Origin of the sequence: Chryseobacterium arachidis, assembly GCF_900129245.1 — a bacterium.
GTDB classification, from domain to species: Bacteria; Bacteroidota; Bacteroidia; order Flavobacteriales; family Weeksellaceae; genus Chryseobacterium; species Chryseobacterium arachidis.
In genome coordinates, this window is record NZ_FQUT01000001.1 from 52,296 (window position 1) to 66,942 (window position 14,647).

A 14,647-nucleotide genomic window follows, 5' to 3' on the forward strand; every position below is an offset into this window, starting at 1 on the left:
GTCAAAGTGATGTTGCTTTTTTATTTTAATTTAAAAAAATAATCTCGTTTTCAACTTATAAAGACAAAATTTGAATTCTCCTTATAATACACTAATTTTGTGTTCCCAAAAATTTTTGCAGCATGGAGGATTATTTGAAAGGACTTAATGAATCACAGTTTGATGCCGTTACAACGTTGGAAGGACCATTAATGGTTCTTGCCGGAGCGGGTTCCGGAAAGACGCGTGTTCTTACGATGCGTATTGCGCATCTGATTACGAATGGAGTAGATCCTTTCAATATTCTGGCGCTGACCTTTACGAATAAGGCAGCAAAAGAGATGAAAGAACGTATCGCAAAAGTAGTGGGACAAAGCAATGCAAAAAGCCTATGGATGGGAACTTTTCACTCAGTTTTTGCAAGAATTCTGAGAAGTGAGGCGCATTATTTAGGGTATCCTTCCAACTTTACGATTTACGATCAGCAGGACGCACTAAATGTCATCAAAAAAGTATTGAAAGACATGAACATTGATGCTGATTTGTATAAACCTAAAAAAGTTCAGGCAAGAATTTCGAGTTATAAAAACAACCTGATTACCGTAAGAGCCTATTTCGCAAACCCAGAATTGATAGAGGCTGACGAAAAAGCCAACATGAAATTCATCGGGCAGATTTACCAAAAATATGTTGAGCAATGCTTCAAAAATGGTTCGATGGATTTTGATGATTTATTGTTAAAAACCAACGAATTACTGACTCGTTTTCCGGAAGTTTTAGCTAAATATCAGGATCGTTTCAGATATATTTTGGTGGATGAGTACCAGGATACGAACCATTCCCAGTATCTGATTGTAAAAGCATTAGCTTCAAAATTTGAAAATATTTGTGTGGTAGGAGACGATGCGCAGTCAATTTACTCTTTCCGTGGTGCGAATATTTATAATATTTTAAACTTTAAGAAAGATTATCCTGATGCGGTAACGGTGGCTTTGGAGCAAAATTACCGTTCTACTCAGAATATTGTGAATGCAGCCAATGTTGTGATTGCAAAGAACCTTCAGCAGTTCAAGAAGAATGTTTTCAGTGAAAATGAAGAAGGGGACAAGATTAAAGTATATCGCTCAATGTCGGATGCCGATGAAGCGAATTTTGTAGCCGGAAATATCTGGGAAACCAGAAACCGCGAACAAAGAAAGTATGGTGACTTTGCCATTTTGTATAGAACCAACTCTCAGACACGTGCTTTTGAAGACGCTTTGAGACGTAAAAATATTCCGTACAAAGTGTACGGAGGTCTCTCTTTCTACCAAAGGAAAGAGGTGAAAGATCTGATCGCTTATCTTCGACTTTTAATCAATGAAAATGATTCGGAAGCGTTGATGAGAATTATTAATTATCCAGTAAGAGGAATTGGTAATACAACTCAAGATAAACTGACCGTTTTTGCAGATTCACAAAATATTTCCATTTCACAGGTTTTGAATAACCTTCCGATGTATGCTCCGCAGTTAGGCTTAAATAATGGTGTTTTAAATAAGCTGAATGATTTTTGGTCGATGATCAAAGCTTTTCAGGTGTTGCTAAAAACTGAAACAGCCTACAATGTTGCGATGGAAGTTGCAAAACGAAGCGGTTTAATTAAATTTTTAAAAGACGACCAAACTCCGGAAGGAATTTCAAGAGTAGAAAACGTTCAGGAATTAATGAACTCGATGCAGGGTTTCATTGAAGAACAGATGCAGCTGGAAGACGGAGATCCAAGCTTGCCAAATTTCCTTGAAAACATTGCACTTTCTGCAGATACACAGGTGAAAGATGACGAGGAAGATATGGTTTCGCTAATGACGATTCACCTTTCCAAAGGTCTGGAATTTCCTGTTGTTCATTTGGTTGGTTTGGAAGAAAATCTTTTCCCGAGTTTCATGAGTTCGGCGACGAGAGAAGATCTGGAAGAAGAAAGACGTTTGTTCTACGTTGCTTTAACGAGAGCCGAAAAGCAGGTGTTTTTCTCGTATGCGGTTTCCCGTTTTCAGTGGGGGAAAATTACAGATGCAGAGCCATCAAGATTTTTAAGTGAAATCGATGAGCAGTATATTGAATTTGTAAATCCTGCGATTGAGAAGCGTTTCATCAACAATTCAGGAGTAAAATCCAATATTTTTGATGAGCATCCTTCTGAAATGAGAAGCTTTAAAAAGGTTGAAAAGAAAACCATCGAAAGATCAGACAGTTCAAAACCAATCGCTGAACCTCGTAAACTAAAACCTGTTGCAACAGCGAAAATTATTAACCCAAGTGGCGCTTCTTCACAAGATATTGAAGTGGGAGATAAAGTAAGACACGACCGTTTCGGAATTGGGGAAGTAACTTTCCTCGACGGAACCGATCCGCAGAATATCAAAGCAAAAGTAGTCTTTATGCATGAAGGCGAGAAAAATTTGATTTTGAAATATGCTAAATTGACAAAGATCTAAATTGTCATCGCGAAGAGCGAAGCGACGAAGCGATCTCAAAATATTTCCCACAGATTTCATAAATCTCACAGAAAAAATAAACAAAAAATCTGTGCAAGCTGTGAAATCTGTGGGAATTTTAGTTTAAAACTTTACTAAATGAATAACCTCAATTTGAGACAATATGAATTTCGTATATTTAAAAACCTTAAAAAGCTCTCAAATGAAAAAGATTCTGATATTTTTAATTATAACTTTATTTTCCACACCATTATTTTCGCAGGAATACAAAACGGCTCAAAATATCCATTATTACGATGAGAAAATAAATAAATCTGATGCATATATCAATGAAAGATGTGTCTTAGATGTTTATATTCCGACCAATATAAAGAATTTTTCAACGATCATCTGGTTTCATGGTGGTGGCATTACAGGCGGAGAAAAACATTTGCCAGAAGAGCTGAAGAATAAAGGGGTTGCAGTAATTTCTGTTAATTACCGACTTTCGCCAAAAGTAACTGCTCCCAAGTATATTGAGGATGCAGCCGCTGCAACAGCATGGGTTTTCAACAATATTAAAAAATACGGCGGAAATGATGAGAAAATTTTCATCACCGGGCATTCTGCGGGAGGGTATCTTGCCATTATGGTAGGTTTGGATAAAACTTATTTAAATAAATATCAGATTGATGCTAATAAACTGGCAGGAATTATCCCTTTCAGCGGACAAATGATCTCGCATTTTACCACAAGAAAAGAAAAAGGAATCGATGAACTGGATGCAAGAATTGATGATTTTGCACCGCTTCACTTTATCAGAGCCGATGCGCCGCCTCTGCTTTTAATTACTGGTGATCGTGAAAAAGAATTGCTCGGTCGATACGAAGAAAACGCCTACATGGCCCGAATGATGAAGCTGAAAGGTCACAAAGAAACGACTTTATACGAACTTCAGGGCTTTGATCATGGTGGAATGGCTCAACCAGCATTTCCATTGCTTTTGAATGAAATTAAGAGGATCGAGAAATTGAAGAAGTAATATGGCTTGAAGTTGGAAGAGGAAAGCAGGAGGTTTAAAGCTATACATGCAATTTTTAGACTTCAAGCTTCGTGCTTCCAATTTCCCACCAATTATTTTGCAAAGTTTTTAAATTTTTATTTCTTTGGGGTGAAAATAAATTGATTTCGAAACAATGGGAACGTTCTACAATAATGCGGTCTGTGATATTTACATAGGAAAACAAGCGGGAGCCAAGCTGCTGCAGGATATTAGAAATGCAAAGAAGAACGTGAAAATTGTTTCGCCTTATCTTTCTCCGTTTTTAATTAAAGAACTCATTTATCTTCATTCAAGAGGCATCAAAATAAGACTGATTACCAGTGATGAAATCGAAGATTTTTATGGAGAGGATAAAAATATCCACAAACTTATTATTCAAAATAAAAGTATCGACGAAAAGGCAAAAGAAACGAGAGATCATCTCGTGAGTTTATCAGGGACTTTGCTTTTTGCGATGATTGGTTTGGGTATCGTTTTGCTTCCTTTGATGTATCTTTTAAACAATTTCAAATTGGCTTACGGCTTTATTTTGGTTGTTTTGATGTTTTTTATAAGAGATTCTGTTGTGAAGAAAATCAAGGGAACAAAAGTGTATCATTATACTTACAAACAGTTATTTCCGTTTAAAGTTTTTGTTTCTCCGAATAGCGGGAATTCTACCCATAAAACCTTTATTCACAGTAAAATTTATATTATCGATGATGAAATTGCTTATTTAGGTTCTCTTAATTTTACAGGAAGTGGGGTAAAAGAAAATCATGAGACAAGAATCCGAACCACCGATCCGAATGCAGTCGCCAAAATTATTGAAGAAATGAAAGAAATCTATTTCAATTCAAATATACCCGAAAGGGATATCCAATTTTGGGGAAGTCAGTTGTATGAAGAACCAATCAACTAAAAAGTGAATGGTCAATTTGCGTTGCAGTCAATTATGAATTTTTAAATTAACTGCGAAGCAAATTGAGTATTGACCATCCATTTTAAAATTACCTTTCCACTAATTCTTTCACTGATTCTCCGTAAAAATCGATTTCTGTTTTATCTACTTTCAAAAGCTGATACCACTTTCTAAATGCTCCGATGAATACAATGAGCATTAAAACCATTGCTACCACTGCTAATGTTGCCAATAAATATTGTTCTTTCGGAATGTAAATCGTCATCACCTGAATATATCCGGCCCAAAATGTAATAATCGCCATAAAAACTCCCGGAATTGCAGAACAGAGCGCATATTTTCCTCTGTTTAACCTGATGAGCATGGTTGTACAGACAATCAACCCACAAGCTGCCAGAAGCTGATTACTAATTCCGAATAAAGGCCAGATGCTGCTTACATTTCCGGTATACACTAAATATCCCCAGGCAAAAGTGAAGAGTAAACTGCTGATAATAATTCCCGGTGTCCAGTTTTTATCATTAAATTTTGGAATCACAGAACCCAACATTTCCTGTAAAAAGAAACGTCCTACTCTCGTTCCTGCATCGATTGCGGTAAGGATAAAAACGGCTTCAAACATGATGGCAAAGTTATACCAATATGCCATTAATTGATCCATGTACGGGATTTTATTGAAAATATGAGCCATACCCACAGCGAGAGAAACCGCGCCGCCTGTTCTTCCATGTAGATCGATGCCAATTCTTTGTGAGAAATAATCAATATCTACACCATGTAGAGAAGGATGTGCAGCGAGAAAAGCATCGTAAGAATCTTTCGGAGTATTGATGGCAAAATAATCTCCTGGCATTAAAGTACAAGCGGCAATTAAAGCCATTAAAGCCACAAAACCTTCCACCAGCATCGCTCCGTAGCCGACAAAAAGAATTTCTCTTTCTCTGTTCAGCATTTTGGGAGTGGTTCCCGTTGCAATCACTGCGTGAAATCCTGAAATTGCGCCACAGGCGATCACAATAAAAATAAAAGGTAAAACTGGTCCGCCAATTACAGGGCCTCCGCCGTTTACAAATTGTGTTAAGGCCGGCATTTGAACTGTCGGGTGAATAACAATTACTCCAATAGCCAACATGATAATCGTTCCGATTTTTAAGTAGGTTGAAAGATAATCTCTAGGAACCAAAAGCAGCCAAACCGGTAAAACCGAAGCTAAAAATCCATACAGCGGAATGGCGATGGAAATCGTTGTAATATGCCAAGAGAAAAGATTATTCATCGTTTCGTTCTGCATGAGATTGTGTCCGCCAATAATTCCTGCGATTAAAAGAATTCCGCCTAAAATACTTGCAAATGTTACCGAGTTTTTTCTGTATCGCATGATCAATCCCATGATAATCGCAATTGGCATCGTAATCACCACTGTAAATGACGACCAGGATGCTTCGTGCATGGCATTAATACAAGCCAAAGACAACCCTGCAAGAGTAAGAATTAAGATGAATAATATTGCAAAACCTGCGACAGTTCCTGTTGTTTTCCCAATTTCTTTAGATGCAATGGTTGCCAAACTTTGTCCTTTATGGCGAACGGAGGCAAATAGAACCACCATATCATGAACGCCACCTCCCAACACACAGCCGATCAGAATCCATAAAGCTCCGGGAAGATAGCCGAATTGTGCTGCCAAAACAGGTCCCACCAAAGGTCCCGCTGCTGCAATAGCCGCAAAGTGATGCCCGAAAAGTACATTTTTATTTGTTGCCACATAGTCTTTTCCATCGGCAAATTCTACAGCAGGAGTTGTGTTATTGTCATTAAGTTTCAAAACTTTATTTGCCATGAAAATTCCGTAAAAACGATAAGCGATAGCAAAAATCAGTACGGAAACAAAAACTAAGGTTAATGCGTTGATGTTATTTAGTGAATCCATATCAGTTAAGTTTTTTATAAATAAAAAATATAAAATTTTGGTCGTTTTAATTTGAATAATTTAAACAATAGCCAAGTTAATTATTTTAGATATAAAAATATTGATATGTATACTAATTTAGCAAATTTATGTTTTTATCTAAACTTAAGTATCTGAAAATTAATTATTAGTTATATTTAATGAAAAGATTATGTATATTAATTAATCACCGCATTGATTTTCTGCCACAGCACATTATCAAAATCAGAAAGCGCAAGATTTACATTATCAGCAGCGTCTCCCATCCGGATAATCACCAGTTTTTTACCCGGAACAACATAGATTTTCTGATCATTTTTTCCTAAAGCACAAAACAGATCATCCGGCGCACTCGGAATCAGCTTTCCATTAAACTGAAATTGCGTTTGAGGCAAATGATAGCTCGATTTCCCATTCAGCCACCACAAATATCCGTAAGCCAAATTGATGTTTTGAGAAGTCGTTGTAGCACTTTGAAAATAATTGAAGTTAATGATCTGTGTGCCATTCCAACTGCCATTGTTTAGAGCCATCAAGCCAAAACGAGCCATACTTCTTGTGGTACTCCAATACACACTGTTGTCACCACTTTGAATCCAACTGCCGGTCATCCCAATTTTATCCCTCAGTTTTGCATTGAAATATTGCGACCAAGTTTGTCCGGTTGCGGATGCCACAACATCCTGAAGTTTCACATAAACATTGTGATAAGCCCATCTTGTTCCTGCATCGGCTTTGTATTTTAGGTTTGCGGGGGTTACGTCATCGCCCAAACTATCGTCTAATCCTGAAGTCATAGTCAATAAATTTTTACAAGTGATGAGATTTTCTTTCGCCAAAGGTTCGCTCGTCCAGCCCGTCCCGATGTAGGTTGAGACTTTATTATCGATATTTAAAAATCCTTCCTGTTCTGCAATTCCGGTTACGGTAGAGGTCAAAGTTTTTCCTGCACTTGCCCAATACCATGGCGTTGTAGCGGTGTGTCCCGAAAAATAATTTTCCATCACAATTCTTCCGTTTTGAAGAATCATAAAGCTTTTAGAATTTTTAGTCTGCAAATAATCCAGTAAATCCTGAACTTTATCCTGATGCCATCCCAAATTAGAAATCGATTTTGTTTCCCACATATCACTATTAGATGGCGGAAAATACATTGCTTCTGTTGTGGTAGAAGTATCATTCTGCGAAGAGTTTTGGTCTGCGGAATCCTCTGTAGAGCTGCTGCAAGATATTACAATAAGACAAAATGCAGAAATAGAAAGTAAATTTTTTATTTTCATGTAAAACTAGTTTAATTTTAGTTTTTAGATAAATAAAATGTATGACGGTTAAATTTAAACTAATAAAATTTAAATTAATTTATATATTTTAAAATTTATTAGGAGCTTTATCCCGCTTTCTGCTATATCTTTTGGGTTACGGCTCCGCTTCGCACCGCCGCAACCCAAAAGGATGCCGCGCCAATCGGGGCTATGAACTTGCGACTGTTATATAAAACTAAACCTCATAGGTTGTCGAAAAATCTATGAGGCTGTAATCCACAAAGTTTGTCAAGAATCAAGACTTTGTGAGAGTAAAATTTAAGCTATTTCTTATGCGATTCAATAAAGTCTACCATTTTATCTGTTAATTGGTTAAGATACGCTTTATCCGTATTTCCAAAGCCATGTGTTCCATCTTTTACTACTACCAAAGTCGCTTCTATATTTTGTTTTTTTAACTTTCTGGCTAGTCTTTTTGAATGTTTTATTGGCGCAACTTTATCTTTATTCCCATGAAGCATGAATGTAGGAATACCGTTTTCAACATCATTAATGGGAGAAACAGTTTCCAGATAATCTATGGCTTTCCTTTTTTCAGTTTGAATATCATATCCAGAAATTCCCATAACAAGCTTTTGTCTGATTTCGACAATCGGTTTGAAAAACCAGCCAACAATGGTTACCGGAAACTTTCCTAATCTAGTATGCAACAGATTATTTAAATCCGTCGGCCCAAAATTGCTGACAACATAATTTACCTTTCCTGAATATGCTGAAAGTCCAGGGCTTCCGACATATTCAGTATCGTTAGTATAAGCCGAAAGCATCGACAAATGTGCACCCGACGAAGCTCCGAAAAAACCAATATTATTGATATCAAAATTATATTTCTCTGCATTTTTTCTTACCCATCTCACTGCATCTTTAGTATCCTGAATCGGCAGCGGAAAATGTACGGTCTCACTTACCAAAGTATTATCAATGCTGATGACAGCGTAATTTTTATCGACTAATTTTAAAATAAAACTTTCAATATAACTGTCGGCCCTCACCGTTTTATCACCTTTTGCCCAAGCTCCGCCATGAACATACACAACAACCGGAAGTTTATCAGACGTTGAGTTTTTGGGTTTGTAAATATCTAAAAGCAGAGGCTTTCCGGCATTATCAGTTTTATAGGAAATATCCTTTAAAAAATCAGTTTTTTCAGGAAGAATAGAACTTGGCGGTGTTAGAGGCTGTTCAGCAGGAGGTTGAGAATAGATTAAAGCTGAACAACTGAAAAATAAAATAAAAAACAGGTTTATAGAAAACCTGTGAATTATATTGTAGCTGAGTGGTTTCATAGAATTTTATTTGAAGCGTGTTGCTAATAGCTCTTCAAAAAGTTTACCAAAAACCTGACCGATTAATAAGGTTTTACATAATTAATTCTTTAAAAAGCTTATTAAAAGTACTCTCAAGATCCTTGGATTTTCCTGGATGAGGTCTGGATGTCTGCACAACAGCACTTCGAACTGCCGTGAGCCAACGGAAGCGCTCGGGAATTTCAAGCTGGGCAATCGGCCCGCCGTCTTTGGTTCCTTCTGCAATTTTTTTAAAACTTTCCAGATTTTGTATCACATCTTCGTAATCCAATTTACTGTGCATTAGCTTAAATTTATCAGGACACAAATAAAATTCTACCTTGATAAATTTCTCTTTTTTAGAAAACATCACCAGTCCGATGTTGAAAAATTCTTCTCTCTCAACCTTCGGAACCAAACGTATTACTGCGTATTCGTAAATTTTATCCTCTTGCATTTTTGGCTTCGTTTAAAAAGATTTCAGAATGTTCTAATCGTGTTTTCAAAAAGTTGAAATACACATTACGGATTTCTTCCGGCGTTTCTTCGGCATCGTTCCAGTGCAACCAGTCTTCGGGAATCATATCAACAATTTCCCTGAATACTTTTTCATTCAAAACTTCTTTGGCCAATTGGTCCGCTTCATCCAATTTTGATGCTTTTGGAAGCAAAACATGGTCTTTTACATATTTAAACGGAGTTTTTGCCGCTGTATCAAAATTCTGCCAGGAATGATGGAAATAAAAAGACGCACCGTTGTCGATGATCCATAATTCTTTATGCCACATCAGCATATTGGTATTCCTGAAAGTACGGTCGATATTTGTAATAAAAGCATCGAGCCAGACAATTTTTGAAGCGAGAAAAGGATCAACCTGAACGCTCGGATCATACGTAATCGCTTCTGAAAGATAATGCAATCCCAAATTTAAGCCTTCAGAATTTTTCAGTAAATCCTGAATTTCTTCATCTGCCTCCGTTCTTCCGAAATCGACATCAAGGTTAATAAAAACCAGCTCCGGAATTTTTAATCCTAATAATTCGGTGATTTTGCCACCTAATAATTCTGAGATCAGCATTTTAACGCCATGACCTGCACCACGGAATTTCAATACATATTTAAAATCATCATCAGCCTCTGCCAAAGCGGGAAGCGAACCTCCTTCACGAAGGGGCAGAATGTAACGCATGACGGTTACCGTTCTTAAATCCAACATGAAGCAAAAATAAGGTTTTTACTTTGTGTTTATTTCTATTTTTAATATTTTTAAGTGGAATTTAAATTAATCATTAAAAATATACAGTCTGTCTTTCTGAATGAAGGGAAGCGTAATAAAGAATCTGTTATATAGATTTCTCCTTCGTCGAAATGACAGAAAACGTACTAAATAAAATAAATATGCAAATCACAAAAAAGCAAAATATTATCATCCCAAATCCGGAAACCAAAGAATTTCTTGCAGATGCATTTTATCCTGGTACCAATGAAAAATTACCATTAGTGATTTTTGTGCATGGCTATAAAGGTTATAAAGATTGGGGCGCATGGAATTTAATGGCAGAAAAGTTTGCGGAAGCAGGATTTTTCTTTGTTAAGTTTAATTTTTCACATAATGGAACTACGGTTGAAGATCCTTATAATTTTGCAGATTTAGAAGCCTTTGGAAACAATAATTACTCAAAAGAATTGTCTGATTTGGGAGCGGTGATCGATTATTTTGTTCAGGATTCTAAAGTTGATGATCAGAAAATTATTTTAATTGGTCACAGCCGGGGAGGGGGGATTTCTATTGTGAAGACTTATGAAGATGAAAGAATCAATGGTTTGATTACTTTGGCAAGTGTAGATACTTTGGAACGTTTCCCGAAAAATGACGCCTTTGAAAAATGGAAAGAAGCAGGCGTTTATTACGTTTTGAACGGAAGAACGAAACAGGAAATGCCACATTATTATCAGTTTTATGAAGATTTTGAAAAAGATGAGCACCGTTTTGATGTGGAGAGAGCGACAGAAATGGCAAAGGCGCATGTTCTTATTATTCATGGGACAAATGATGAATCGGTGAGCGTAAAAAATGCGGAACATCTTCATATTTTAAACCCAAACTCGGAATTGTATTTAATTGAAAATGCCAATCATACTTTTGGCGCAAAAGAACCGTGGGAAGGAAAAGAATTGCCTGAAGATCTGAATAAGGTAGTTGAAAAATCGATTGATTTTATCAAAGAAAAATTGCAATAAATGTTGTAATTTATTGAATTTCAATATTTGTTTTTAAAATTTGTTTAAATTTTTCATATATTAGTGAAAAATATTTTTAACACTAAATTAAATTACTATGAAAAAATCAAATTTAAAAAATGGTCAGAAATTAAGCAGAGAAGCTCAAAAGCACATTTCAGGTGGAGAAAAAGTTTTAGTGTGTGCGGCAGGTTGCTATAATTTTTATCTAAGTGATGGAAATGGCAATTGTCTTGTACCTCCATGTCAAACACCAAATTTTGGTACAGAAACCAATGCAAACGGACGTTGGCAGTGTTGTTACTAAATTCTAATATTAAATAGAAAGGAGTGAAAATTTTCACTCCTTTTTTAGTCTACTTTTACGGCATTCTTTTTTACTGATTTTAAAAGAGCCCTGAAATTTTTCATGGTCATCATTTCTGTTGACGGATTAAAGATCGTTGCCTTTTCACCCTTTTCCACAGAAACTTCTGAATACGCTTTGAATGAATAGATTTTTTTCAACGTTTGGATATCATACACATCCATCATGGCAAAAGTTTCATTTTTCTTGTATTCATATTGTACACCGAGTTCTCCGTCTAAGCCGTTCCTAACTTTAAAGGTATAAATATTCACCAGAAAATTAAAATCTGTATTGTTTTTAAGTTCTTTAAGATCTTCATCTTCAGGATCAAATGGAATATTGTGATTGATGATGTTTTCAGATTTTGCTGTTTTCAGATCAGAAGCTTTACCATCACTCAGTTCCTGAAATAATTTAAGCGTTTCCCTGCTCATCATTTCTCTGTGATGAGCATCTACATCTGTATTGATGTTATTAATCAGCCACTTTTTATCTTTTGAAAAAGCCAGCGATTTGCTGTAAACTCCATAATCTTTCCTTACCGGATAATAGCATGATTGTAAGCTGATTAATATAATTAGCAGGTAAATATATTTTTTCATAAAGCTGATATTTTCAGATTATTTAATTAATATTCTCCATGCCTCTTCAATCTTACTTTCAAGCAATAATTTCTGAGCATCCTGATGAATATTTTCATCTGAGTGATATTCTCCTACAGGCAAAACCTCCACATTTGCCAACATCCCCAAATCGTTTCCTGTAAAGATTTTGCTCAGTTTGATTTCATCAGGAAGAAGATCGAAGCCAATTCCTTTGGTTACCAATGGTTTTGGCACTTCAAAAAGGCTGTTCTCGTTACTTCTCGAATACCAATTCACGCCTAACCGTGCAACCATATCCAACTTTTTCTGGTCTAAATTTCCTTCTTCATTCAGATATTCTTCACGGATATGGATTTTCTGAACTTCACAAATCACCAGATTTCCGGCACCGCCCTGATCTCCTAAAGATTTTATTTCTAAAACTTTACACTCGAAATTTACCGGACATTCTGCAATTAATTTAGGTGCAACCAAATCAGCATCTTTCATGGTTAAGCCCGACTTGATGAATTCATTTACGCCGTCACCATATTCTGTTGAGGCCAAAGAAATCTGCTGTACAATCGGAAAGTTTACGGTTCCAATGACAACTTCAGAGGTTTCCAATACGTTTTCCAAAGTATGCTTCGTTGTATTGTCACGAACTCTTCTCGAAGGTGAAAAAATCAAAATCGGGGGAACCGTACTGAATATATTGAAAAAACTGAACGGCGATAAATTACTGTTTCCGTCTTTATCAACTGTTGACGCCAATGCAATCGGACGTGGCGAAACGGCGGTCTGCATGATTGTTTGTAGTTGAACGGGAGTTATTTCGGATGGGATTACTGTTTTCATTTTAAATAAATTAATTTGACACATAAGTCACATTAGTTATTTTAGGTTATTATTTTGAAAATATTCTCTGATTGTACGCAATATGCAGTAATTAAAAAACTGTTTTCTGTAATTATGATTATTTTTACCACAACGTACACTAAGGTTATCCACAAAGCTCACAACTCTGGTGTTCCTGGTGAAATCTTTAGTGCGCTTCGTGGTTAAAATCAATCATGACAAATAACGGATATTCATAAAATATTTTAATTAAATCTCATGTGACTAATGTGTCAAAATTTTTTTGATTGTAAACTACAAAGCAGGAATAATTTTACCACTCACTTCACCAAAACCAACTCTCACCCCGTCTTTTTCAGCCCAGGCTTTCATTGTTACGGTATCATTATCGTCGATAAATTTTCTTTCCTGTCCGTTGCTAAGCTGTAAAGGATTTTGTCCTCTCCAGGTTAACTCAAGCATAGATCCGAAAGATTTTGGATCGCTTCCTGAAATCGTTCCGCTTGCGTATAGATCCCCAACTTCGACGTTACAACCATTTACGGTGTGATGCGCCAATTGCTGCGTCATATTCCAGTACATGTGTTTGTAATTGCTTTCGCAGATCAGGTTTTGTTCACCATTTTCCGGTTGAATATATACTTCAAGATTGATATCGTAATTTTTATCGCCTTCGAATTTTAAATAATCTAAAACCTCAGGATCTTGTGTAGGAGAAGCAGTTCTGAACGGTTCTAAAGCTTCCAGCGTTACAACCCATGGAGAAATTGATGAGCCGAAATTTTTAGCCAAAAACGGTCCAAGCGGAACGTATTCCCAAGCCTGAATATCTCTTGCAGACCAGTCGTTGAAAACAACCATTCCGAAAATAGCATCTTCAGCGTCTTTTGTAGAAATACTTTCGCCCATCTCTGTATTTTTGTTGATGATGAATGCCATTTCCAATTCAAAATCCAGTTGTTTTGAAGGTCCGAAAATTGGTTTTTCCACATCTGCAGGTTTTGTCTGACCTTTAGGACGGTTGATTTCAGTTCCTGAAACTACGATGGATGAAGCTCTTCCGTGATATCCTACAGGGAGATGCTTCCAATTGGGAAGTAATGCGTTTGCCGGATCTCTGAACATTTTTCCAACGTTGGTGGCGTGTTCGATGCTGCTGTAGAAATCCGTGTAATTCGGGATGTGAACGGGCATCATCATTTTCACTTTATCCAAATCGTAGAATGCTTCCTCGATTGTTTTTTGGTCTTTAGACAATGTTGAACCTTCCTGTAATAATTCCTGAATTTTCAAACGAACTGCATTCGTAACCGGCTTTCCAAGTTCGATGAATTCGTTGATGGTGTATGCTTCAAAAACGTTATCCTCAAGACCTTCGATTTCTTCGAAGTATCCGAGATCATACAATGCTGCAAGATCAATAACCTGATCTCCGATTCTTGTGCAGCATGCAATATATTCTTTATTGAAAACTGCTACTCCAAACGGAATATTATGGATAGAAAAATCTGAATTTGATGAATATTCTACAAATGATTTCATAATTTTAGAATTTTAATTTGGATTTTAATGAAAACCCGTTATAATTTTACTTTAAACATCTGTTACATTGCTAAAACGGAATGAAAATCAGAAATAGATTGTTTCATCATTCATTTC

Annotated in this window: 13 protein-coding genes; 5 read left to right on the forward strand and 8 right to left on the reverse strand. The window is 36.3% G+C overall.

Going from position 1 to position 14,647, the window contains the following annotated elements; translation table 11 throughout:
- Window positions 1-122: 122 nt before the first annotated feature.
- The 3 genes from BUA89_RS00260 to BUA89_RS00270 all read left to right on the forward strand — a co-directional run bounded on the left by BUA89_RS00260 (window position 123) and on the right by BUA89_RS00270 (window position 4,399).
- On the forward strand, window positions 123-2,456 hold the full coding sequence (locus BUA89_RS00260) for an ATP-dependent helicase (RefSeq protein WP_072952628.1): 2,334 nt from the start codon (window positions 123-125) through the stop codon (window positions 2,454-2,456).
- A 202-nt stretch (window positions 2,457-2,658) separates the two neighbouring features.
- Window positions 2,659-3,477: an alpha/beta hydrolase gene (locus BUA89_RS00265; protein ID WP_072953257.1), complete on the forward strand. Its 819-nt coding sequence runs from the start codon at window positions 2,659-2,661 to the stop codon at window positions 3,475-3,477.
- A 154-nt stretch (window positions 3,478-3,631) separates the two neighbouring features.
- Window positions 3,632-4,399, forward strand: coding sequence for a phospholipase D family protein (locus BUA89_RS00270; protein ID WP_083531557.1), 768 nt, complete (start codon window positions 3,632-3,634; stop codon window positions 4,397-4,399).
- Window positions 4,400-4,487: 88 nt separating this feature from the next.
- Here BUA89_RS00270 and BUA89_RS00275 read toward each other — a convergent pair whose 3' ends face one another.
- The 5 genes from BUA89_RS00275 to BUA89_RS00295 all read right to left on the reverse strand — a co-directional run bounded on the left by BUA89_RS00275 (window position 4,488) and on the right by BUA89_RS00295 (window position 10,172).
- Window positions 4,488-6,329: a carbon starvation CstA family protein gene (locus BUA89_RS00275; protein WP_178362408.1), complete on the reverse strand. Its 1,842-nt coding sequence runs from the start codon at window positions 6,327-6,329 to the stop codon at window positions 4,488-4,490.
- Between the two features lie 197 nt (window positions 6,330-6,526).
- Window positions 6,527-7,627: a serine hydrolase domain-containing protein gene (locus BUA89_RS00280; protein WP_072952629.1), complete on the reverse strand. Its 1,101-nt coding sequence runs from the start codon at window positions 7,625-7,627 to the stop codon at window positions 6,527-6,529.
- Between the two features lie 305 nt (window positions 7,628-7,932).
- The gene (locus tag BUA89_RS00285; protein ID WP_072952630.1) at window positions 7,933-8,955 is read right to left on the reverse strand and encodes an alpha/beta hydrolase; all 1,023 of its coding nucleotides are present in this window, start codon (window positions 8,953-8,955) and stop codon (window positions 7,933-7,935) included.
- Window positions 8,956-9,028: 73 nt separating this feature from the next.
- Window positions 9,029-9,412 (reverse strand): DUF3037 domain-containing protein, encoded by a 384-nt coding sequence (locus tag BUA89_RS00290; RefSeq protein ID WP_072952631.1) that lies wholly within the window; start codon window positions 9,410-9,412, stop codon window positions 9,029-9,031.
- Window positions 9,399-10,172: a HipA family kinase gene (locus BUA89_RS00295; protein WP_072952632.1), complete on the reverse strand. Its 774-nt coding sequence runs from the start codon at window positions 10,170-10,172 to the stop codon at window positions 9,399-9,401. The genes BUA89_RS00290 and BUA89_RS00295 overlap by 14 nt, the downstream gene beginning before the upstream one ends.
- A 182-nt stretch (window positions 10,173-10,354) precedes the next feature.
- On the opposite strand from BUA89_RS00295, the gene BUA89_RS00300 reads away from it, so the two are divergent.
- On the forward strand, window positions 10,355-11,197 hold the full coding sequence (locus BUA89_RS00300) for an alpha/beta hydrolase family protein (RefSeq protein ID WP_072952633.1): 843 nt from the start codon (window positions 10,355-10,357) through the stop codon (window positions 11,195-11,197).
- Window positions 11,198-11,294: 97 nt separating this feature from the next.
- Window positions 11,295-11,504: a hypothetical protein gene (locus BUA89_RS00305; protein ID WP_072952634.1), complete on the forward strand. Its 210-nt coding sequence runs from the start codon at window positions 11,295-11,297 to the stop codon at window positions 11,502-11,504.
- 44 nt (window positions 11,505-11,548) lie between these two features.
- On the opposite strand, the gene BUA89_RS00310 is transcribed toward BUA89_RS00305, so the two are convergent.
- The 3 genes from BUA89_RS00310 to fahA all read right to left on the reverse strand — a co-directional run bounded on the left by BUA89_RS00310 (window position 11,549) and on the right by fahA (window position 14,530).
- Window positions 11,549-12,148, reverse strand: a complete 600-nt coding sequence (locus BUA89_RS00310; RefSeq protein ID WP_072952635.1) for a hypothetical protein — start codon at window positions 12,146-12,148, stop codon at window positions 11,549-11,551.
- A gap of 18 nt (window positions 12,149-12,166) precedes the next feature.
- Window positions 12,167-12,988: a flavin reductase family protein gene (locus BUA89_RS00315; protein WP_072953260.1), complete on the reverse strand. Its 822-nt coding sequence runs from the start codon at window positions 12,986-12,988 to the stop codon at window positions 12,167-12,169.
- 294 nt (window positions 12,989-13,282) lie between these two features.
- The gene (gene fahA, locus BUA89_RS00320; protein WP_072952636.1) at window positions 13,283-14,530 is read right to left on the reverse strand and encodes a fumarylacetoacetase; all 1,248 of its coding nucleotides are present in this window, start codon (window positions 14,528-14,530) and stop codon (window positions 13,283-13,285) included.
- Window positions 14,531-14,647: the final 117 nt, after the last annotated feature.

Bases quoted from the DNA above. Each gene is read 5' to 3' on its own strand.
- BUA89_RS00260 (WP_072952628.1), top strand. From the start codon at position 123: ATGGAGGATTATTTGAAAGGACTTAATGAATCACAGTTTGATGCCGTT.
- BUA89_RS00265 (WP_072953257.1), top strand. From the start codon at position 2,659: ATGAAAAAGATTCTGATATTTTTAATTATAACTTTATTTTCCACACCA.
- BUA89_RS00270 (WP_083531557.1), top strand. From the start codon at position 3,632: ATGGGAACGTTCTACAATAATGCGGTCTGTGATATTTACATAGGAAAA.
- BUA89_RS00275 (WP_178362408.1), bottom strand. From the start codon at position 6,329: ATGGATTCACTAAATAACATCAACGCATTAACCTTAGTTTTTGTTTCC.
- BUA89_RS00280 (WP_072952629.1), bottom strand. From the start codon at position 7,627: ATGAAAATAAAAAATTTACTTTCTATTTCTGCATTTTGTCTTATTGTA.
- BUA89_RS00285 (WP_072952630.1), bottom strand. From the start codon at position 8,955: ATGAAACCACTCAGCTACAATATAATTCACAGGTTTTCTATAAACCTG.
- BUA89_RS00290 (WP_072952631.1), bottom strand. From the start codon at position 9,412: ATGCAAGAGGATAAAATTTACGAATACGCAGTAATACGTTTGGTTCCG.
- BUA89_RS00295 (WP_072952632.1), bottom strand. From the start codon at position 10,172: ATGTTGGATTTAAGAACGGTAACCGTCATGCGTTACATTCTGCCCCTT.
- BUA89_RS00300 (WP_072952633.1), top strand. From the start codon at position 10,355: ATGCAAATCACAAAAAAGCAAAATATTATCATCCCAAATCCGGAAACC.
- BUA89_RS00305 (WP_072952634.1), top strand. From the start codon at position 11,295: ATGAAAAAATCAAATTTAAAAAATGGTCAGAAATTAAGCAGAGAAGCT.
- BUA89_RS00310 (WP_072952635.1), bottom strand. From the start codon at position 12,148: ATGAAAAAATATATTTACCTGCTAATTATATTAATCAGCTTACAATCA.
- BUA89_RS00315 (WP_072953260.1), bottom strand. From the start codon at position 12,988: ATGAAAACAGTAATCCCATCCGAAATAACTCCCGTTCAACTACAAACA.
- fahA (WP_072952636.1), bottom strand. From the start codon at position 14,530: ATGAAATCATTTGTAGAATATTCATCAAATTCAGATTTTTCTATCCAT.